The organism is Aeromonas popoffii, assembly GCF_000820025.1.
GTDB classification, from domain to species: Bacteria; Pseudomonadota; Gammaproteobacteria; order Enterobacterales; family Aeromonadaceae; genus Aeromonas; species Aeromonas popoffii.
On sequence record NZ_CDBI01000055.1, the window covers coordinates 22,571 to 42,589 of the forward strand.

General features: G+C 43.8%; 17 protein-coding genes and 4 pseudogenes. 19 read left to right on the plus strand and 2 right to left on the minus strand.

Features of this window, described 5'->3' with window-relative positions:
- Window positions 1-59 precede the first annotated feature (59 nt).
- Window positions 60-230: a hypothetical protein gene (locus tag BN1129_RS23810; protein WP_167335275.1), complete on the plus strand. Its 171-nt coding sequence runs from the start codon at window positions 60-62 to the stop codon at window positions 228-230.
- Here the strand turns inward: BN1129_RS23810 and BN1129_RS24195 are convergent.
- Window positions 227-520, minus strand: coding sequence for a hypothetical protein (locus tag BN1129_RS24195; RefSeq protein ID WP_244463052.1), 294 nt, complete (start codon window positions 518-520; stop codon window positions 227-229). The genes BN1129_RS23810 and BN1129_RS24195 overlap by 4 nt on opposite strands.
- Here BN1129_RS24195 and BN1129_RS10605 point away from each other — a divergent pair.
- Window positions 413-955: pseudogene (locus BN1129_RS10605) on the plus strand (IS256 family transposase); the annotation flags it as partial. The gene BN1129_RS24195 and the pseudogene BN1129_RS10605 overlap by 108 nt on opposite strands.
- A gap of 94 nt (window positions 956-1,049) precedes the next feature.
- On the opposite strand, the pseudogene BN1129_RS10610 reads toward BN1129_RS10605, so the two are convergent.
- A pseudogene (locus tag BN1129_RS10610) lies at window positions 1,050-1,361 on the minus strand (ISAs1 family transposase); the annotation flags it as partial.
- 95 nt (window positions 1,362-1,456) lie between these two features.
- Between BN1129_RS10610 and BN1129_RS24200 the strand changes: the two are divergent.
- The 17 genes and pseudogenes from BN1129_RS24200 to BN1129_RS10700 form a co-directional block, all read left to right on the plus strand.
- A pseudogene (locus tag BN1129_RS24200) lies at window positions 1,457-1,782 on the plus strand (transposase); the annotation flags it as partial.
- A 132-nt stretch (window positions 1,783-1,914) separates the two neighbouring features.
- Window positions 1,915-2,782, plus strand: a pseudogene (locus BN1129_RS22490) (IS5 family transposase).
- Window positions 2,783-3,300: 518 nt separating this feature from the next.
- Entirely contained in the window at window positions 3,301-4,302 is a 1,002-nt protein-coding gene (locus tag BN1129_RS10635) for a glycosyltransferase family 2 protein (RefSeq protein WP_157013342.1), read from the plus strand.
- A complete protein-coding gene (locus tag BN1129_RS10640; RefSeq protein ID WP_042036370.1) occupies window positions 4,289-5,263 on the plus strand; it encodes an EpsG family protein in 975 nt (324 codons plus the stop codon). Before BN1129_RS10635 ends, BN1129_RS10640 begins: the two co-directional genes overlap by 14 nt.
- A 21-nt stretch (window positions 5,264-5,284) precedes the next feature.
- A complete protein-coding gene (locus tag BN1129_RS10645; protein WP_157013343.1) occupies window positions 5,285-6,493 on the plus strand; it encodes a glycosyltransferase in 1,209 nt (402 codons plus the stop codon).
- Window positions 6,490-7,731 (plus strand): O-antigen translocase, encoded by a 1,242-nt coding sequence (locus BN1129_RS10650; protein WP_042036373.1) that lies wholly within the window; start codon window positions 6,490-6,492, stop codon window positions 7,729-7,731. The genes BN1129_RS10645 and BN1129_RS10650 overlap by 4 nt, the downstream gene beginning before the upstream one ends.
- Window positions 7,732-7,814: 83 nt before the next feature.
- The gene (locus BN1129_RS10655) at window positions 7,815-8,894 is read left to right on the plus strand and encodes a polysaccharide biosynthesis protein (protein WP_280136036.1); all 1,080 of its coding nucleotides are present in this window, start codon (window positions 7,815-7,817) and stop codon (window positions 8,892-8,894) included.
- Complete coding sequence (gene wbjC, locus BN1129_RS10660) at window positions 8,895-10,016, plus strand: UDP-2-acetamido-2,6-beta-L-arabino-hexul-4-ose reductase (RefSeq protein ID WP_042036376.1); 1,122 nt, start codon at window positions 8,895-8,897, stop codon at window positions 10,014-10,016.
- 11 nt (window positions 10,017-10,027) lie between these two features.
- Window positions 10,028-11,161 carry a non-hydrolyzing UDP-N-acetylglucosamine 2-epimerase gene (gene wecB / locus BN1129_RS10665; RefSeq protein ID WP_042036377.1) on the plus strand — a complete coding sequence of 378 codons (1,134 nt, stop codon included), beginning with the start codon at window positions 10,028-10,030 and terminating at the stop codon, window positions 11,159-11,161.
- On the plus strand, window positions 11,146-12,339 hold the full coding sequence (locus BN1129_RS10670) for a glycosyltransferase family protein (RefSeq protein ID WP_244463044.1): 1,194 nt from the start codon (window positions 11,146-11,148) through the stop codon (window positions 12,337-12,339). The genes wecB and BN1129_RS10670 overlap by 16 nt, the downstream gene beginning before the upstream one ends.
- Window positions 12,332-13,297, plus strand: a complete 966-nt coding sequence (locus BN1129_RS22495; protein WP_084204630.1) for a UDP-glucose 4-epimerase family protein — start codon at window positions 12,332-12,334, stop codon at window positions 13,295-13,297. Before BN1129_RS10670 ends, BN1129_RS22495 begins: the two co-directional genes overlap by 8 nt.
- Before the next feature lie 2 nt (window positions 13,298-13,299).
- Entirely contained in the window at window positions 13,300-13,854 is a 555-nt protein-coding gene (locus tag BN1129_RS10675) for a sugar transferase (protein WP_042036380.1), read from the plus strand.
- 59 nt (window positions 13,855-13,913) lie between these two features.
- Window positions 13,914-15,878, plus strand: coding sequence for a polysaccharide biosynthesis protein (locus BN1129_RS10680; protein ID WP_042036382.1), 1,965 nt, complete (start codon window positions 13,914-13,916; stop codon window positions 15,876-15,878).
- Window positions 15,879-16,247: 369 nt separating this feature from the next.
- Entirely contained in the window at window positions 16,248-17,135 is an 888-nt protein-coding gene (gene rfbD / locus BN1129_RS10685) for a dTDP-4-dehydrorhamnose reductase (RefSeq protein ID WP_042036385.1), read from the plus strand.
- An 82-nt stretch (window positions 17,136-17,217) separates the two neighbouring features.
- A complete protein-coding gene (gene rfbA, locus BN1129_RS10690) occupies window positions 17,218-18,093 on the plus strand; it encodes a glucose-1-phosphate thymidylyltransferase RfbA (protein WP_042036386.1) in 876 nt (291 codons plus the stop codon).
- 169 nt (window positions 18,094-18,262) lie between these two features.
- A complete protein-coding gene (rfbC, locus tag BN1129_RS22500) occupies window positions 18,263-18,802 on the plus strand; it encodes a dTDP-4-dehydrorhamnose 3,5-epimerase (RefSeq protein ID WP_042036387.1) in 540 nt (179 codons plus the stop codon).
- Window positions 18,803-18,852: 50 nt separating this feature from the next.
- Complete coding sequence (locus BN1129_RS10700) at window positions 18,853-19,911, plus strand: LPS O-antigen chain length determinant protein WzzB (RefSeq protein WP_052449336.1); 1,059 nt, start codon at window positions 18,853-18,855, stop codon at window positions 19,909-19,911.
- The last annotated feature ends 108 nt before the right edge of the window (window positions 19,912-20,019 follow it).

A 20,019-nucleotide genomic window follows, 5' to 3' on the forward strand; every position in this document is an offset into this window, starting at 1 on the left:
TTTTGGCAGATATTGATGCAATGGGATGCCAACGTAACATAGCGAAACAGATAGTGCATATGGATGCAAACTATCTGCTGGCAGTGAAAGGCAATCAAAGTGAGTTAGAACAGGCTTTTTCGGTGTGGTACAGCCCGCAGATATTCAAAGCGGGATGGCGGATAATGATGACTGGTATGCCACCCAGGAGTTTGGTCATGGACGAAGAGAAACGCGGTTATGTATTTTAGAACTGCGCTTTTACATTAGTTTGCGAAAGTGGACGGCAAAAGAGTTGCTGGAAGCGGCGTTGTTGAGAGCGTAAAAACTGTGTAAGTGGCATCCTGACCAACCTGTTGAAAGGAACAACAGAATGCCAATACCATACAATCTTATCGACCTGTTGCTCGAGGGCTGCTCCAGCCCGGAAGATATTCTCGGCGAAAGTGGTTTGCTCAAGCAGTTGACCAAGCGTATCGCTGAGCGTGTCCTCGACGCGGAAATGGACTCCCATCTCGGCTATGCCAAGCATGCCTCCCATGGCAAAAACACCGGAAACTCTCGCAATGGCAAGAGCTCCAAGACCGTTCGCTCGGTGCACGGTAGAGCGAGCTTGAGGTGCCCCGTGATCGCAATAGCACCTTCGAGCCACAACGGGTCAAAAGGGCGAGCGACAGTTGCAGGGTTTTGATGACCGCATTGTCTCCCTCTATGCTCGCGGCATGTTCACCCGCGATATCCAGACCCACTTTAGCTAAGTCTATGGTGTGGATGTCTCACCCACCTTCATCTCGCAGGTCATCAATGCCGTCATGGAGGAAGTGACGCCTGGCAGAGTCGGCCACTGGATGCGGTCTATCCCATGGTTTATCTGGATGCGCTGGTCGTGCGTAGCCGTGCCTCTGGGGCGGTGCAGAACAAGACCGTTTATCTGGCGCTGGGCGTCAATATGGATGGTGAGAAAGAGCTCTTGGGGCAGGGCGAGAGCGTGAACATATTGTTAAAATGCACCCAATTTGTTGAGGCCAGCATTGAGTACCTTTCCAGGTATTCACTGCTCATTCCTGCAATCCATCGGTGTGCTGGTTGATGGCTTGAGTCCAACGTACGAACGCGGTCTGAAACGGCTCTGGTTTGATACCGGAGATGATCCTGGCGATGGTGTCATGGACAGGAATACCATTTTTAAACAGCCCCTTGGATTGAAACCAAGGAAGATGAACCTCACCGAAATCTTCAATATCTTCCCAGCCGTCTGTGCCGCCGATCACAGCGCAGACGGTGAGAAACAGGACATCGTAGAAGGGATAATAAATCTTGGCATGCTGGCGAGGGTTGGGAATATCATCGAAAAACTGAGCAAACACAGCATCAATAGACATGAAGGCACTCCTGAAAAAGGAGCATAGCATCCCAGCTGGATCGCAGGGTCAAACCTGTTTTTCTTGGTTAAAAAACGTTCGCGATCTTGCCCTGCCTCTTGGGGTTGTGGATGGCACAACTCGAAGGGGCCAAGTTCTGGCTATCGGTGATGACAGAGTTGAAAAACAGAGGTGTACGGGACATCCTGGTTGCAGCGTCGATGGGCTTAAGAGGTTCCCGGAAGCCATTGAAGTCGTCTATCAGCAGACCCATTTAGAGCTCCGTATGGTGCATCAGGTACGCCACTCTCTGCGTTATGTCAGCTGTAAGCAGCGTAAGGAATTGGCTGGCGACTTACGTCTGATTTACAGTGCTGCCACCCTGTCGCAGGCTGAGCAGGAGCAGGTTGCCTTTGGTGCGAAATGGGATGAGGAGGCGTTGTTTCCCAAATCGACGCAGCTTGGATGGAGCTACCTGAGGGCCCGGTGATATGATCACCACCATCCCCTTCAAGTCTGCATCATGGGCACGTCGCTTCACCTCATCACTAACTAGCCTCAATACAACAGGTCTCTGATTAACCGTGGCTCACTCACCTTCTGGATTGATGCCTAGGTCATGGACAACTGGTTCCACCATGACCATCACGGACGAGGTGGCCGCAGCCAGCTCTACACCGACCAAACCATCTCTACCTTCCTGATGCTCAAAGGGATTTTCAGCCTCACTCTGCGAGCGGCTCAGGGGCTAACCGACTCCCTGTTCGAGTTGATGAATGTGCCGCAGTGCGCGCCGGACTATAGCGGTGTCAGCAAGCGAGCTCACATGGTGAAAGGGGCCTACCGACAACCCGCCAAGGGGAGTATCACTGACTTGGTTATCGATTCGACGGGTCTCAAGGTATTTGGTGAAGGCGAGTGGAAGGTGCAGAAAGCACGGCGCAGAGAAACTGCGAGTGTGGCGCAAGTTGCATCTGGCAGTAAACCCCGCAACTCACGATATCGTGGCAGCGGAGGTGTCGTTGGAAAATATCCATGATGCCGAGGTACTGCTGACCTTGCTCAATCCACTGCAGCGCAAGCTGGGACGTGTTTATGCGGATGGCGCCTACGACAGCAAAGCCAGCCATCAGCCGATGGCAAGCAAAGGGTCGACAGCCTGTATCCCACCTCGCAAAAATGCGGGGCTATGGAAAAAGGGACATCCAAGAAATGAAGCTGTGCTGGTGATGTGAGAGGAAGGGCTGGCGCAGAGGAAGAAGATATCGGGGTATCACGGTCGCTCGTTGGCAGAGATGGCGATGTATCGGTTCAAGCAGTTAATAGCAGGCAACATCACGCAGCGAAAATACAACGGTCAGGTAGGGGAAGTTATGGCGTACGTGAGTGCGATAAACAAACTGAACGTCCTTGGTCTGCCTGTAAGCAAGCCCCAAGTGTAGCGGTCACTTGGGGCTTGGCAGGTTGTGGTTTGATGGCTGATTTGGGAAACAACACCGTTTCAACAATAATAGTATTTGGTATTATTCTGAAGCCTCGCTTACAGCAAAAAGATGGCTTCGGTCTCGGTGAAGCATTAAAATAAACATGATGCTATTGTTGAAATATGCCTTCCATTATATTAATAAGCACATCAGAAGACGAAATTATATGGTCTTCTATGAAAAAGTGTCGTTGGTTAGTAGCTGACTTTAAGTGGTTTTAGGTTCGAATCACGATATAAGAAACAACGTCAATAGCAACATAAATTTTATCTATCTTTGTGCGTTTTTGTAAGAGTGTTTTGACTATTCCTTTCACCTGTATTCACAGCTTCTTAGTATTAACGATATGTTGAATTTTGTGTGCTCATTTCATGTGAAATGAAGTGGGAAGCCTAACTAAATTATTACAAAGTAACGCTTTAATATGCTGTAAAAACAAGACTGAATCATTTTAATTAATTTTAATGAGATTTATTATGCAAGATAAATTCAATATACCAATTGCAATATTTTTGTTTAAACGGTCTGAAAGCGTTTTAAAAATATTAAAAGTTTTAGATAAAATAAAACCTTCAAAATTATATTTGATATCAGACCATGGACGATCTGATTTAGAGAAAAAACAGGTTGCAGAAACAAGAGAAAAAATTGAATCTGCAATAACTTGGGATTGTGTGATAATTAAAAGATATCAAAATGAAAATGTTGGTGTTTATGAAAACATAGCGGGAGGGGCTAAGTGGGTTTTTTCTTATGAAGAGACTGCGATCTTTTTGGAAGATGATAACTTGCCTGAAATAACTTTTTTCCAGTATTGTGCAGATCTTTTAGATGAATATAAAGATAATGAAGAAGTGCTGTGGATATGTGGGAGCAATTATCTTGAGGAATGCAGTCCTGAAAATGAAGCCTCTTATGTATTCAGTAAAAATATGCTACCGTGTGGTTGGGCTTCTTGGGGTAATAAATTTAATCGATATTACGATGGTGAATTATCGTTTTACCAATCTTTGGGTAAGAAAGCGTTAAGAGCGAAGTATAAAAATAATCGATTGTACCAGCAGGATGTTTATAATTTAGAGTATGAGTTAGATTTTAATAGGTTAAATGGTCGTTTTTATTCTTGGGATTACCAAATGGCGTTCTCTATGCGCGCTCATGATTTGTATGCGATAATACCAAAATATAATCAAATTACTAATGTCGGTGTTGATCATAATTCAGTTCATGGTGGTAGCTCAATGAACAATATCATGGTCGAAAGATTTTGTGAACGTAAAACCAAGAAGCTGGAATTTCCATTGGTGCATCCAAAGGCATTAGTTGTAGATAATGCTATTGAGAATATGTTGGCTGATCTTATCATTGACCCTAATTTTTTCTCATTAAAGTCGATTGTTAGCAGAGGGATCCGTAAAGTATTCAAGTTGAATAAAACTATTAGTATAAAAGAAGCCTTCAAAAATGCGTTTTTATGACATTAAATTGGTGGATAAATATATTTTTATTCTGTTGTTTTTAACGGCTTGGTGTTTATATGGAGGAAATCGATGGAATGGTGATAGGGATGCATATGAGCTTTATTATGTTCGTGACAGCATAGTGCCGTGGGGTGTGGAGATACTTTATGGTTATATGAATATTCTTTCACATAAGTTAGATTTATCATTTCAAAGTTTTCAGATAATAATTTCATTTATTACAATTGTACTTGTTTGTATTTATTTCAATAAAATGTATCAATATCCTGGCATCGCTATTCTTTTGTATTTATTGCTCATGTTCCCTCTTGACTATGTGTTAATGAGAACTAGCTTGTCATATGCAATTGTATTGAATGCATTTGTATTTTTATTTAGAGATAAAAGAGGGGTTTATTTTTCTTTGGTTGTTATTGCTGCATTGATTCATCAATCGGCTGCGCTATTTTTAATCTTTCTCTTAGTTAAAAGAGGAGGGGCGATAAATAAAGCGCCAGTTTATATAATGGCGACATTGTTTTTTGCTATCTTTATCCAAGGGGTATTTTATTATGGCTATATTCCCCAAAAAATAATTGCTCACCTTTCTTATTACGAAATAACATGGAAAACGACAGTGTCTTGTATATTTTTTCATGCATTATCCGTTTTTCTTATTAATCTTGATTTTAAAGGAAGAAGGGGGGGGAGATATGATGTATTTATATTGAACGCCAATATAGTATCATTGCTTATTATGGTGCTGTATTTTCAATCTGATATATTTGTCCGTGTATTTAGACTCTTGGTTTTTATAAATATCGTATACTTATTCCAAAGAATTTTAGTTACAAAAAAAACAACAATATACGCTTTGATTTATATTGTTTTTTATTCATTTTATCTTTTTATTTATTACGTATACCCAGTGATTGATTATACACTGGTACCATTGTTTCAGTCTTTTTACTTCTTTTGAAGAATTTAAGAGAGATTTTTTGTGAAGATAATATTTCTTGGTGGGTTGTATACTGATTCAGTATTTGAATATGTTAGAAATAACTCCATTGGGCCACTACAAAATGCAGCTAATATTTTGCAAAAAAACTATTTACACGGTTTTATAAATGCAAGAAAAGGCATCGAACTTATATGCATAAATTTACCATTCATTGGGAGTTATCCGAAGCATTTTAAAGATAAAAATTTTATTCCGTCGAGAAATATAGAATCTATCTACGACTCATGGACAGTGTATAATTTAAAATTCAATAATATTAAAGGATTTAAAAATATAGCAAGAGCATTTAATGCAATAAAAACATTTTTCTCAATGATTAGATCTGAGGAAAAATGTAGTATTGTATGCTATTCAATGCATCTTCCATTTTTATGTGCATGTTATTTGGCTAAAGTTTTTAAGGCTGGTTGTAAGTTTTATGTTATTATTCCCGATTTACCTGAGTATATGAGTGAGCGAAAAGGAATTGGTAAAAAAATTCATGAGTGGATTAATCGTTTATCATATTTTATTGTAAACAGGTCGGATGGAGCAGTATATATTACTGAGCATATGGCTTCACGTTTTTCGCATAGTCTGCCATATACCGTGATTGAGGGCATCGCATTGCCAGACGTCAATATAGATAACGATTGGTGGCAAGACGAAATTGCCAATAAACAATATTTTCTTTATACAGGGACGCTAGATCGCCGTTATGGAATAAAAGATCTTATTGACTCTTACATTGAATCTGGAGTGAGTAATCTTAAATTAGTTATTTGTGGTGATGGTAATGAACGTGAATATGTAAAAAAGATGACTTTGAGATACAATAATATTGTATATCTTGGTCAACTTGAGCACTATAAAATAATGAAATTACAAATTAACGCGTCTTTGCTCATTAACCCGAGAAGCAATGAAGGTGAATATACGAAATTTTCTTTCCCATCTAAGGTTATTGAGTATATGCGGTCTGGCGTTCCTACATTAATGTATAAGTTGGGTGGTATCCCGAATGAATATGATGAATTCTTTTTTCATATTAATTCGACTGGAGAGTTTTCAAGTAAACTTAAAGAAATTGCTGCCATGGATAGTGTGGCATTGGGCTTGATGGGTGAAGCAGCTAAAAAATTCATTATGAAAAACTGCAATTCTCGTAGGCAAGTCGATAAATTAATTTCACTTATTGAAAGAACATGAAAATATGGAAAGTAATGTTCTTAGCTTCATTATCTACAGGAGTTAAGATTATCTCCGGCCTCATTATAAATAAGTGTATCTCATTATTTGTAGGGCCAAGTGGGTTGGCAATGATTGGACAGCTTCAAAATGCATCTGGTATAATTCAAACATTTTCAAGTGCGGGGTTAGCGAATGGTGTTGTAAAATATACTGCAGAAAATGTTAATAGAGCCCCGCTTTGGGGAACTGCATTTAGAATAACATTTTTTTTCTCAATGTTCAGTAGTATAATATTAGTTTGCTTTTCATCTTATTTATCTGAGTGTTTTTTAGGTGGGGAGGATTATGCATATGTATTTATTGTATTCGGATGTACAATAAGTCTTTTTTCTATAAATCAACTATTACTATCCATTATAAATGGATTGAAAAAAATAAGACTTTACATTTCTTTGAACGTAATTCAAAGTGTTTACAGTCTTATATTGACTGTCCTCTTGATTTATTTTTTTAAGTTGGATGGTGCACTGATTGCTATGGTCACAAATCAATCGGTGGTATTTTTTATACTAGTTTTTATGTTGAGGAAAGATAAAGACATTTCAATTTTAAATATTTTCTCACTGCCAACGGATTTACTCTATGTAAAAAAGCTATTTCAGTATTCGCTTATGGCGATAGTGTCTGCTGTTTGTCTTCCGGTGTCTTCTTTATTTATTAGAAACTATATTGCAACTCAGTTTTCATGGGAATTCGCTGGATATTGGCAGGCTGCTAGTTATATATCATCCATGTATCTATTGGTGGTTTCTACTGTATTAACGATTTATTATCTACCTCGCTTGTCCAGCGCGTTAGATAAAACTGAAATGTATAAAGAGCTAAAAAATAACGCACTTGTTTTACTCCCAGTGACTATCTTGATAGCATTTACAATTTTCTTACTAAGAGATTGGATTGTTGTTCTTCTATTCAGTGAAAAGTTCAGGGGGATGCTGATACTTCTTGAGTTTCAACTTTTGGGGGATATTGTAAAAGTCTCCGCATGCTTATTAAGTTATTTTATGCTTGCAAAGGCTATGACTAAAACTTTTATATTGACAGAGATTTTCTCGGCAATTAACATAACTTGGTTGTCAATCTCACTTAGTAAATATTATGGGTTCGTTGGTTTGTCTTACGCTTATTTAATCAATAGTGTCATATATCTTCTGATTATGATATTTGTTGTGTTTTTTTATTTAAAGAGAGCGTAAATGGCTGAAGGGATATTTCATAGTTTCAGTTGTAGCTTTTATTTTCAGATCATGTTCTATTTTTTTTGAAAAGGTGGGTATTTATGTTGAGTAATGTAAATGAAGTAAAAATTAAAGAGGCATCAATGTTTGAAAATAAAACTCTTCTGATAACAGGTGGTACTGGTTCTTTTGGAAATGCCGTTCTTGATCGTTTTCTCAACACAGAGATTAAAGAAATTCGCATTTTCTCTCGTGATGAGAAAAAGCAAGATGATATGCGCAAAAAATATAACAACACCAAACTGAAATTTTATATTGGTGATGTGCGTGATTATCAGAGCATTTTAAATGCCACCCGTGGGGTGGATTATATCTATCATGCCGCGGCATTGAAGCAGGTTCCCTCTTGTGAATTTCACCCGATGGAAGCGGTGAAGACCAACGTGTTGGGTACTGAAAATGTGCTGGAAGCGGCGATTCAAAACGAAGTTAAACGGATTGTTTGTCTAAGCACCGACAAAGCTGTGTATCCTATCAATGCCATGGGTATCTCCAAGGCAATGATGGAAAAGGTGATCGTAGCTAAATCACGTAACGTTGATCCGGCCAAGACGGTGATCAGCGCCACCCGTTATGGTAACGTGATGGCTTCCCGTGGCTCTGTGATCCCCTTGTTCTTGCGCCAAATCATCAACGGTCAACCGCTGACTGTCACAGATCCAAATATGACTCGCTTTATGATGACATTAAATGACGCGGTTGATCTGGTATTGCACGCATTTGAGCATGGCACCAACGGCGATATCTTTGTGCAAAAAGCGCCGGCGGCTACTATCGATGTGCTGGTCAAAGCATTGCTGCAAATCACCCAAAAGCCTGATCATCGGGTCAATGTGATTGGCACCCGCCATGGCGAAAAACTCTATGAAGCCTTATGTAGCCGTGAAGAGATGTTTGTAGCTGAAGATCAGGGCGGCTATTACCGTATTCCATCCGACAATCGCGATTTGAACTACTCCAAATATAACGAAGAAGGTGAAAAGGATTTGTCGATTGTTGAAGATTACAACTCCCACAACACCGAGCGTTTAGATGTGGCGGGTATGGTCAAATTGCTGCATAAACTCGACTTTATCGGGGATATTGAGGCCGGCAGCCTGATCGTGCCAGAGGGGGTGTAAATGAAAATTCTTGTCACCGGTGCCAACGGATTTATTGGAAAAAACCTGCGGATTTTTTTAGCCGAACAAGGTTTTACGGATGTGACATGTTTTGAGCAAGACCATTCTTATACTGATCTAGCTGATATGGTTGCCAAAACCGAATTTGTATTTCATTTGGCTGGTGTGAATCGGCCTAAAGATGAAATTGAATTTTCCAAAGGCAATACCGATTTAACCCAACGCCTGGTTTCTTTGTTAAGTGTGACTGGCCGCCATATTCCGCTGGTATTAACGTCATCCATTCAGGCTGATCGCGACAATGCTTATGGCAAAAGTAAGGCGGCGGCAGAGCAAGTCGCGCTTGATTATATGCATCAAACGGGTAGCCCTGCGTATGTGTATCGTTTGGCCAATGTGTTTGGCAAATGGTGTCGCCCAAACTATAACTCGGCAGTAGCTACTTTCTGTCATAATACCGTGCATGATTTACCCATCACCATTCATGATGCCAATGCGCCTTTGGCGTTGGTCTATATCGATGATGTGTGCGCCAGCTTTATCAATTTGCTAAGTGGCGAACAAGCGGGTGATTATCAACAAGGCGGTTATAAAGAAATTGAGCCTGTCTATCACACAACTGTGGGAGCGGTGGCTGAGGCTTTGCAGAAATTTAAACAAAGCCGGATTAACTTGATCACTGAAGATGTGGGTACTGGGCTAATACGCGCCCTTTATTCTACCTATTTAAGTTATTTTTCCCCCAGTGACTTTGCCTATACTGTGCCGGGTTATACTGACCCGCGTGGCAGCTTTGTTGAAATGTTAAAAACCCCATCAGCAGGGCAATTTTCTTTTTTCACTGCCCACCCCGGGGTGACCCGTGGTGGCCATTATCATCACACTAAAAATGAAAAATTTTTAGTGATTAAAGGTACTGCGAGATATCGTTTTAAGCAGGTCATTACCGGTGAAGAACATTCAATTACCGTTGATGCCGGTGAGTATAAGATCATTGAAACCGTGCCTGGTTGGACGCACGACATTACCAATATCGGCGAAGAAGAGTTAATCGTAATGCTGTGGGCGAACGAGATTTTTGATCGTAGCAAGCCCGACACCATCGCCAGCCCATTAGCATGAGCCTGTTGACTATGAAAAATAAAATTAAAGTAATGACAGTAGTGGGCACGCGCCCAGAAATTATCCGCTTGTCACGAGTGCTCGTCGCGTTAGATGAACATTGCGAACATATTTTGGTACACACTGGCCAAAATTATGATTTTGAATTAAATCAAGTGTTTTTTGATGACCTTGGCGTGCGCAAGCCTGATTACTTTTTAAGTGCAGCGGGCAGCACTGGGGCTGAAACTATCGGCAATGTGATCATTGGTGTGGATAAGGTATTGGCAGAGGTGAACCCCGATGCCATGCTGGTACTTGGTGATACCAACAGTTGTATGGCGGTGATCCCGGCTAAGCGCCGTAAAATTCCCACCTTCCATATGGAAGCAGGTAACCGCTGCTTTGATATGCGGGTGCCGGAAGAGATTAACCGCCGCATTGTGGATCACACCGCCGATATTAATTTGACCTATAGCAGTATTGCTCGTGACTATTTACTGGCAGAAGGTATTCCTGCTGATCGAGTCATTAAAACCGGCAGCCCGATGTTTGAAGTGCTCAACAACTATATGTCGCAGATTGACGGCTCAGATGTATTAAGCCGCTTGCAACTCGAAGCTGGCAAATTTTTTGTGATCAGCGCCCATCGTGAAGAGAACGTCGATTCACCAAAAAATCTGATAAAATTGGGCCAAATTTTGAATGGTTTGGCTGAAAAATATGGTTATCCAGTGATTGTTTCGACTCATCCGCGAACCCGTAAGCGTATTGAGGAGCAAGGGCTTGAATTTAACCCTTTGGTGCAGTTGTTAAAGCCATTAGGTTTTCACGACTATAACAAACTGCAGAAATCCGCCAAGGCAGTGCTCTCCGATAGTGGGACTATTAGTGAAGAGTCTTCTATCATGAACTTTCCTGCGCTAAATATCAGGGAAGCGCATGAGCGTCCGGAAGCGTTTGAAGAAGCCTCGGTCATGATGGTTGGGCTAGAGATTGAGCGGGTATTCCAAGCGTTGCAGGTTTTGGACTCACAACCTGCGGGTGATGCTCGGTTGTTGCGCCCCGTATATGATTACAGCATGCCAAATGTTTCCGATAAGATCGTGCGAATTGTGCACAGCTATCGGGATTATGTGATGCGTACTGTATGGAAACAGTATTAATGCTTAAACGTTTAGATTTGGTGATTATTAATCGCAGTTTCTGGCCGGTTTACCCTGTTATCGGTGAAGCGCTTATGCGCTTCGCCGAGCAACAATCACTCTCCAAAAATGTGGGAGTTATTTTGCAGGATCATGCTGGTATTAAAGAACATCTTACTCGTGAGAATCGTGGCTTGGGTATTAATTTTTACCCTTGCCATGCGTTTTCTGTTTCAGGTAGTAGCATTCTTCGTCGTGTAGCAGATACTGTTTATTTTATGTTGTGGGTCTTTGCTATTTTACTGCTTAAACGCCCGAAGAAGGTGTATGTTTCTACTGATCCTCCTGTATTGGTTCCTTCTATTGTAATGATTTATTGCAAACTTTTTCGTGCGCGATTTGTTTATCACTTACAGGATATACATCCTGAGGCAGCAAATGTGGTCATGCCTGTTCAGCCAATGTTGTTTCATCTGTTAAAGTCCATGGATTCACTTACAATGCGAACTGCAGATTTGCTGATCACGATTACTGATCAAATGGCTGAGCAAATAAAAGAACGATCCTCAACAAGAGTGCCGATTAAAATTCTTGCTAATCCATCGGTTTCTTTTGAACACGTTATTGCTCCCGATTTTAAAAAAGCTGGTTTTACTTTTTGTGGTAATGCGGGGCGTTTGCAACGTATACCTCTGATAATCCAAGCTATTGATCAGTATTGTCACGCTGGCGGAACATTACCCTTCGTATTTGCTGGGGCTGGTGTATATGCAGATGCTCTGAAAATTCTTGCGGAAAAGTATGTGAATGTTACTTACAAGGGGTTGGTTTCTGCATCAGAAGCTGCACAGTTAAGTGCTGACTATGAATGGGCGCTGTTGCCCATTGAGGATGACGTAACTAAATTTGCATTTCCTAGCAAGTCTTCGTCTTATGTTCTTGCCGGTGCAAAGATTGTTGCTGTTTGTAGTTGTACTACCAGCGTTGCAGAATGGGTAACAACAAATGCTATTGGTGTCGTGATTGAACCTTGCGTTGACTTACTATGCCAATTTTTCTTCGCTATTGAACGTGATGAGTACAGCAATCTGCAGCTCGATATTGATCGAGAGACATTGAAAGAACGCTTGGGTTTTGATGTATTTGTGAACGATTTAACTGAATTGGTTGTGAGTGATAGAGGACTTGAACATGGCTAAGGTTTTACTTACCGGTGCGACAGGTTTCGTGGGTTCTTCTTTGCTTAAAACGCTTAAAGAAATTGAAAGTTTCCAGGTCGTTATGGCCATTCGAAAAACAAGAGTGGCTGTTGATAGCAGCACTTTTGTTGTCGGTGATATTGATGGCGCGACAGACTTTTCTACCGCACTTACGGATGTTGATGTCGTAATTCACTGCGCTGCTCGTGCTCACGTTATGTGTGATGATGTCGCAGACCCTTTGGATGAGTATCGCCGGGTCAATGTTGCAGGAACTTTGAATCTTGCACAGCAAGCAGCAAAGTGTGGGGTTAAGCGCTTCATTTTTATTAGTTCGATTAAGGTCAATGGTGAGTCGACTACTAATAGTCCTATCTTTAGCGCATCGAGTCTACCTGCCCCCTTGGACCCTTATGGTCAATCTAAAGCTGAAGCCGAGCAAGCTTTACTCGAATTGTCTCAAGAAACCAAGATGGAGGTTGTGATTATCCGCCCACCCCTGGTATATGGGCCTGCTGTTAAAGCAAATTTCGCCTCACTTTTTAATATTGTCTCGAGAGGTATACCATTTCCATTCGCATGTATTTGTAATAATAAACGAAGCTTAGTCTCGGTTACGAATTTGGTTGATTTAATCATTACTTGCATTGATCATCCTAAAGCAGCAAACCAAATTTTTTTGGTTTCAGATGATCATGATATTTCAACATCAGAGATGGTTCGTGAAATGGCGACAGCACTAGAAAAACCAACGTGGCAAATACCGGTGCCTCTTTGGTGCTATACGTTGGCAGGTAAGCTTTTTAGCAAGTCTGACATAGTTGATAGATTGACAGGATCATTGCAGGTTGATATCACCCATACGAAAGAAACCTTAGGTTGGACCCCAAAAGAAACATTGCAGGAGGGGTTTAAAAAAACCGCTGTTGCATTTATTAAATCAAAAAGTAGTAGGTAGCCATGATTCGTTTATTGGATTTTCTCGCAGCATTGTTAGGCCTATTGTTGTTATGGCCAGTATTACTCGTAGTTACCCTGATCGGCTTGTTTGATACGGGTTCGCCTATTTTTGTGCAAGAGCGGGTTGGACGTCACAAAAAACCATTCAAGCTGATTAAATTTCGCACAATGTCGGTTGATACCCAGTCGGTGGCGAGTCACTTGGCAAGCACCAGTTCTATCACCAAGCTGGGGGCATTTTTACGTAAAACCAAAATCGATGAACTGCCACAGCTGATTAATGTACTTAAGGGTGAAATGAGTCTTGTAGGACCTCGGCCTAATCTTTTTAATCAGGAAGAACTGATCAAAGAGCGCGATGCTTTGGGGGTTTATGGGGTGTTACCTGGGATTACCGGCTTGGCACAGGTACAAAATATCGATATGTCGACCCCTGCGTTGCTTGCCAAAACAGATCGGCAGATGATCGATTCCCTCACCTTAGCTAGCTACTTTCGTTATATCATTATGACGGCAACCGGTAGCGGTGCTGGCGATGCGGTTGGATCGAAATAGTATTGCGCAGAGTTACTTCACCTTATCTTCCTTACCGTTATTAACGAGATGGTGCCATTATGTTGACCTCTTTCTTGGCAATCCCCCGTGTTTATAAACGGGGGATTAGTGTCTGTGCTGATCTGCTATTGCTCACTTTGGCATTCTGGGGCGGTTATTGGGTGCGCCTTGATGCCAATATTCCATTGCAGAGTGTGCTGCACTGGCAAATGCTGGCGTTGTTACTGCCGATCACCATCATAATCTTTATGCGGTTAGGGCTCTATCGCGCGGTATTACGCTATGTCGGTTTCAAGGTGCTGTGGACTGTGTCACTTGGCGTTCTATTTTCCTCCATGTCTTTGGTCATGCTGGCGTTTTTTATGGGGGTTTCACTTCCTCGTACGGTATCTGTGATATATTTTTCTTTCGCAGTCTTGTTGATTGGTAGTGTTCGGTTATTTTTCAGGGCGTTAGTAAGTCGCGGTAAGCTGCAACGGGTCTCAGTATTAATATATGGTGCTGGGTCTTCGGGACGACAATTGCAGTTGGCATTGAATCAAGGGCAGGAATATTTTCCGGTTGCGTTTGTTGACGATGATCCTGTTCTAGCCAAAGCTGTTATCCAAGGGGTAAATGTCTATAGCCCTGATATGATCGAGGAGTTGATTGCGCGTTTTGATATTAAGAAGATTTTGCTAGCGATACCGAGTGCGTCTCGGGGTGCCAGACAAGCCGTGATCAATAGGCTAGAACAGTGTCCATGTGAAGTCCTTTCTATTCCTGGCATGGCAGACCTTGTCGAGGGTCATGCTCATATAGATGAGCTTAAAGAGGTTAGTATTGAGGATCTGTTGGGGCGTGACTCCGTTGCCCCAATTCCAGATCTTATAAATGCGAATATATCCGGAAAACGCGTAATGGTGACGGGAGCGGGGGGGTCTATTGGTTCTGAGTTGTGTCGCCAAATCATTCGGTGCAGACCATCGCAACTGGTACTGTTTGAGCTCTCTGAATATGGCTTGTATGCCATAGATAAAGAACTAAATGAAATAAACCTGCATGAACATTTGCAGGTAGAACTTGTGCCTTTGCTCGGTTCAGTTCAGCGCCAGCATCGTTTACAAGCGGTGATGAGTACCTTCCAGATCCAGACTGTTTATCATGCTGCAGCCTATAAACATGTTCCACTGGTCGAGTACAACGTGGTTGAAGGTGTACGTAATAATGTTTTTGGCACACTGTACTGCGCGCAAGCTGCCATTAGAGCCAAGGTTGAAACTTTTGTCTTGATTTCGACGGATAAGGCGGTGCGACCGACCAACACCATGGGTACTACCAAGCGATTGGCTGAATTGGTATTGCAAGCCTTGGCTGCTGCTCAAAGCCAAACTCGTTTCTGTATGGTGCGTTTTGGTAATGTATTGGGATCTTCTGGCTCAGTGGTGCCACTGTTTCGCAAGCAAATCCGCGATGGTGGTCCATTGACTGTTACTCATCCCGATATCATTCGTTATTTCATGACTATCCCTGAGGCATCGCAGTTGGTTATCCAAGCAGGTGCGATGGGGCTGGGGGGAGATGTGTTTGTCTTGGATATGGGTGAGCCGGTCAAGATTATAGATTTAGCTTACCGGATGATCAGATTGAGCGGCCTCAAGCTCAAGAGCGATATCTATCCTGGTGGTGATATTGAAGTTAAAATCACCGGCCTGCGTCCGGGTGAGAAACTGTTTGAGGAGTTACTGATTGGTGAACAGGTTGAGGGGACCGCTCATCCTCGAATTATGAAAGCCTCTGAGCTGATGTTGCCATGGCCGCAATTGCGGACTTTTTTGGCCGAGCTTGATAGTGCTTGTTTCCGTTTTGATCATGAGCAGATCCGTAGCCTGCTGTTGAGCATGCCTACTGGTTTTAACCCAACCGATGGGATCTGTGATCTGGTGTGGCAGGCAAAAAACACATTGCCGCATATGCCGCATTTTACCGCCGTCGATGACATTGATTTTCTTAATTCAGAAAGTCATCAGCCTGTTCATTCGTAGTCCCGCATTGATCACACTATCTGTTGTTGGTAATCAACAGTAACAGGATTTTCCGAGGGGGCTTTCTCGGTTCTGCGGTTGTGCGATATATAATCTGTGATATCCAAGATACTATGTTCAACCTCGATAACTTTATGTATGCCAGTCATATGGCATCGCATGTTGCATGCATCGCGATAGCGTGCGTTATACGTTTGAGCAAGTGGATATCTACAACCGCGCCGGGCTGGATTGGCTGCCGCAATAAACTATCAAGTCTGGTATTCGTAAAACCGTGAAGTAGTATCTGGATATCCAGCATTAGGTGAGCAACGTCAACAGCTGTGCTTACCAATCCAGGCTCGAGCAGAACGATGGGGAAAGTGCTTGATGCATATTCTGCTGTTTGGCAAAAACGGCCAGGTAGGCTGGGAACTGCAGCGTGCATTGGCACCGCTGGGCCGTGTCACCGCCGTTGATTTTGACTCCACCGATTATTGTGGTGATTTCAGCAATTCGGCGGGGGTGGCCGAAACGGTACGTCTGGTCAAACCGGATGTGATTGTCAATGCAGCTGCTCATACGGCGGTTGACAAGGCGGAGAGCGAGCAGGAGTTTGCCGAGCTGCTCAATGCCACCAGTGTGGCGACGATTGCCAAAGAAGCGGAAGTATTGGGTGCCTGGTTGGTGCATTACTCCACCGACTATGTGTTCGATGGCAGCGGTGAGCGTCCCTGGGTGGAAACCGATGTGACCGCCCCGCTCAACGTCTACGGCGAAACCAAGCTGGCAGGGGAACAGGGTGCAGCCCTCTGCTCTCGCCACCTGATTTTCCGCACCAGTTGGGTCTACGCCGCCCGTGGTGCCAACTTTGCCAAGACCATGCTGCGCTTTGGCAAAGAGCGTAGCGAGATGTCGATCATCAATGACCAGTTCGGCGCCCCGACCGGTGCCGAGTTGCTGGCCGATTGCACCGCCCATGCGATCCGCGTGGCGCAGCACAAACCCGACGTTGCCGGGCTGTACCATCTGATAGCCTCCGGTACCACCACCTGGTTTGACTTTGCCCAGCTGGTGTTTGCCAAAGCCAGAGAGGCCGGCGTTGAACTGGCGGTTGCGCAACTCAATGCGGTGCCTACCAGCGCCTTCCCTACCCCGGCCAAACGCCCCCATAACTCCCGCCTTGATACCAGCAAGTTCCAGCGCACCTTCGATCTGGTGCTGCCGGACTGGACGGTCGGTGTGGAGAGGATGTTGACCGAGATCCTGGGCAAGTAAATCACTGGCCAGGGATAAAACAGAAAGGCGTGGCCGCAAGCCACCCTTTTCTTTTGCAATTTAAAAATAAGAAATAAGCATCATGACCAAACGTAAAGGCATTATTCTGGCCGGTGGCTCTGGCACCCGTCTCTATCCGGTCACCATGGCGGTGAGCAAGCAGTTACTGCCCATCTATGACAAGCCGATGATCTACTACCCGTTGAGCACCCTGATGCTGGCCGGTATTCGCGACATTTTGATCATCAGCACACCGCAAGATACCCCCCGCTTTGAACAGTTGCTGGGCGATGGCAGCCAGTGGGGCTTGAACTTGCAATACAAGGTACAGCCGAGCCCGGACGGGTTGGCACAAGCCTTTATTCTGGGTGAAGAGTTCATCGGCTCAGACCCGTGTGCGCTGGTGCTGGGCGATAACATCTTCTACGGCCACGACCTGCAGAAACAGCTGGAAGCGGCGGCAGCCAAAGAGATCGGCGCTACCGTCTTTGCCTACCACGTGCATGACCCTGAGCGTTACGGTGTCGTGGAATTTGATAAGCAGGGCACCGCTATTTCACTGGAAGAGAAGCCTCTGGAGCCCAAGAGCAACTATGCGGTCACCGGCCTCTATTTCTATGACAACAGCGTGGTGGAGATCGCCAAGAGCCTGAAGCCATCACCGCGTGGTGAGCTGGAAATCACGGATATTAGTAATTACTACCTTTCCACAGGGCAATTGACAGTCACCATAATGGGGCGTGGCTATGCGTGGCTTGATACCGGAACCCATGAAAGTTTAATTGAAGCGAGTAACTTTATTCAGACTATCGAAAAGCGCCAAGGACTGAAGATCGCATGCCCTGAAGAGATCTCCTATCGAAAGGGGTTTATTAATGCGGATCAGGTGCGAACTCTTGCCATGCCGATGGTGAAAAATGCATATGGTCAATATCTGTTACGGTTGTTAGCCTCGTAACCGGCATTAATGGAATTGTCTAATGGTAATCCCACCTGAAAATGGGGAGATTACCATGTTGCCCTTTCCCGATGTGTATTTGTGAAGAGATGGGGGTCTGCCAATTGGCTGGGTTAACTGTAGAATAGCCAGATAGCGACCTATTTTTCTTTTTTACATGGTGTTATTGATGCAATATCGTTCAACCTCGTTGGAGGGGGTGATGATACTCACGCCCGCTACCTTTTCTGATCATCGTGGCCAATTTCGAGAGTGTTTTCGTAAAGCCGAGTTTGAGCTGCACTGTGGTCATTATCCACTGGTACAAGACAATCTGAGTCGTTCGGTTGGCGGGACTTTGCGCGGCCTTCATTACCAGCGTAGCCGACCACAGGGCAAGTTGGTGCAGGTAATAAGCGGGATCATTTTTGATGTAGCGGTCGATATTCGTCCAGGGTCATCCACCTATGGTCAATGGATGGGTTGTATTTTAGATGCAGACCGTGGCGAACTTATCTGGATTCCCCCCGGTTTTGCTCACGGTTTTTATGTGATAAGTGACAGTGCGGATGTTTTTTATAAGTGCAGCGATTATTATCAGGCGAGTGATGAAGCTTGTATTCGGTGGGATAGCCCCAAGTTGGCGATAAATTGGCCATTATCGGATAAATACCCCCTGTCTTTGTCTGATAAAGATCGTCAGGCAGCAGAGTTTGTCATCATGGCTTGAGCTTGGATAAAACATCCATTTTTAGAGTGTTAATAGATAAGAGAGAGCAAATGAAAGAGAGAATGCCAGATGTGCCAGTTCAGTGGGTACAAACCTCGGGCTCTGATGAGATTAATTTGCGTGAGTTGGTCTTGGTATTGTGGCGCCAGAAGGTATTGGTTTCGCTGGTAGCTGGTGTGTTTGCCCTGGCTGGGATTGCGTATGCGCTGTTGGCACCACAGGTCTGGTCAGCCAATGCAGTCATACAAACACCTCAGAAAAATGATCTGCTTCCAATGTTGCGCGTGGCCAGTCAAGCTAAACTACTGGGAATAACGGACTTTCCAGATAGCAAAGTGCTTTATGATGAGTTTGTGCGCGAGTTCAATACCTATGAGAATCGCCGTGCTTTTTTGAAAGACAGCCCATTTTTTAAAGAGCAAGTAAAAGTAGCCAAGCTGGATGAGCGAGGGCTGCGCCTGTGGATCCGCGGATGGTCCAAGTATATTTATGCTGATACCGTCGATAAAAAGGGAGAAAAGCCAGGTGTTGTCTTGAAGTTCAGCGCTGATAGCTCCGATGAGGCATTAGCCATGCTGGAAGGTTACATCCAGTTCATCATTGCAAAGCAACAGCAGCGGTTGGTCAGTGAACTGAAAGAGCAACAGTCTATACAGCTTGATACTTTGATGTTGAATCTTAAGTTGATCAAAGAGGATGCTGAGCAGGCCCTCAAGCGTGAAATAGAGGGTACAGTGCTGACGATTGCCGTTGCTAAAGCCGCGGGTGTTGAACGGCCCCTTGAAAATTATAACATTGGTGAGCGTTTTCCAATTACTCTGGGTACCAAGGGACTGGAAGAGCAATTGAAGGTGCTCAAGGCCATGGATTTGACCTTGTATCAGCCTAAACTTTTGGATCTTCAGGCTCAAATAGACCGTCTCCAGCAGGTGAAACTTGATGGCATCAGCTTCAGGCCTTTCTCGTATCTCGATGCGCCAGAAGCCCCCCTGAGCCGCGACAAGCCCAAACGTCCTCTCATCGTGGTGTTGGCCACCCTGCTTGGCGGTATGCTGGGGGTTGGTATTGTGCTGGTACGGCATGCTTTCCGCCGGCCAGAACAGGCATAATGTTGACCAAGTAAATAACAGGGGGCTTTGCCCCCTTTCTTTTTTTTGGGTGTTGGTGACAGTGTTCAAGAGCATGGAAACCTGAAAGCAAGGGGTCAGGGCTGATGA

Excerpts from the sequence above, each read along its gene's own strand:
- BN1129_RS23810 (WP_167335275.1), top strand. The coding sequence starts at position 60 with ATGGATGCAAACTATCTGCTGGCAGTGAAAGGCAATCAAAGTGAGTTA.
- BN1129_RS24195 (WP_244463052.1), bottom strand. The coding sequence starts at position 520 with ATGGGAGGCATGCTTGGCATAGCCGAGATGGGAGTCCATTTCCGCGTC.
- BN1129_RS10635 (WP_157013342.1), top strand. The coding sequence starts at position 3,301 with ATGCAAGATAAATTCAATATACCAATTGCAATATTTTTGTTTAAACGG.
- BN1129_RS10640 (WP_042036370.1), top strand. The coding sequence starts at position 4,289 with ATGCGTTTTTATGACATTAAATTGGTGGATAAATATATTTTTATTCTG.
- BN1129_RS10650 (WP_042036373.1), top strand. The coding sequence starts at position 6,490 with ATGAAAATATGGAAAGTAATGTTCTTAGCTTCATTATCTACAGGAGTT.
- BN1129_RS10655 (WP_280136036.1), top strand. The coding sequence starts at position 7,815 with ATGTTGAGTAATGTAAATGAAGTAAAAATTAAAGAGGCATCAATGTTT.
- wbjC (WP_042036376.1), top strand. The coding sequence starts at position 8,895 with ATGAAAATTCTTGTCACCGGTGCCAACGGATTTATTGGAAAAAACCTG.
- wecB (WP_042036377.1), top strand. The coding sequence starts at position 10,028 with ATGAAAAATAAAATTAAAGTAATGACAGTAGTGGGCACGCGCCCAGAA.
- BN1129_RS10670 (WP_244463044.1), top strand. The coding sequence starts at position 11,146 with ATGGAAACAGTATTAATGCTTAAACGTTTAGATTTGGTGATTATTAAT.
- BN1129_RS22495 (WP_084204630.1), top strand. The coding sequence starts at position 12,332 with ATGGCTAAGGTTTTACTTACCGGTGCGACAGGTTTCGTGGGTTCTTCT.
- BN1129_RS10675 (WP_042036380.1), top strand. The coding sequence starts at position 13,300 with ATGATTCGTTTATTGGATTTTCTCGCAGCATTGTTAGGCCTATTGTTG.
- BN1129_RS10680 (WP_042036382.1), top strand. The coding sequence starts at position 13,914 with ATGTTGACCTCTTTCTTGGCAATCCCCCGTGTTTATAAACGGGGGATT.
- rfbD (WP_042036385.1), top strand. The coding sequence starts at position 16,248 with ATGCATATTCTGCTGTTTGGCAAAAACGGCCAGGTAGGCTGGGAACTG.
- rfbA (WP_042036386.1), top strand. The coding sequence starts at position 17,218 with ATGACCAAACGTAAAGGCATTATTCTGGCCGGTGGCTCTGGCACCCGT.
- rfbC (WP_042036387.1), top strand. The coding sequence starts at position 18,263 with ATGCAATATCGTTCAACCTCGTTGGAGGGGGTGATGATACTCACGCCC.
- BN1129_RS10700 (WP_052449336.1), top strand. The coding sequence starts at position 18,853 with ATGAAAGAGAGAATGCCAGATGTGCCAGTTCAGTGGGTACAAACCTCG.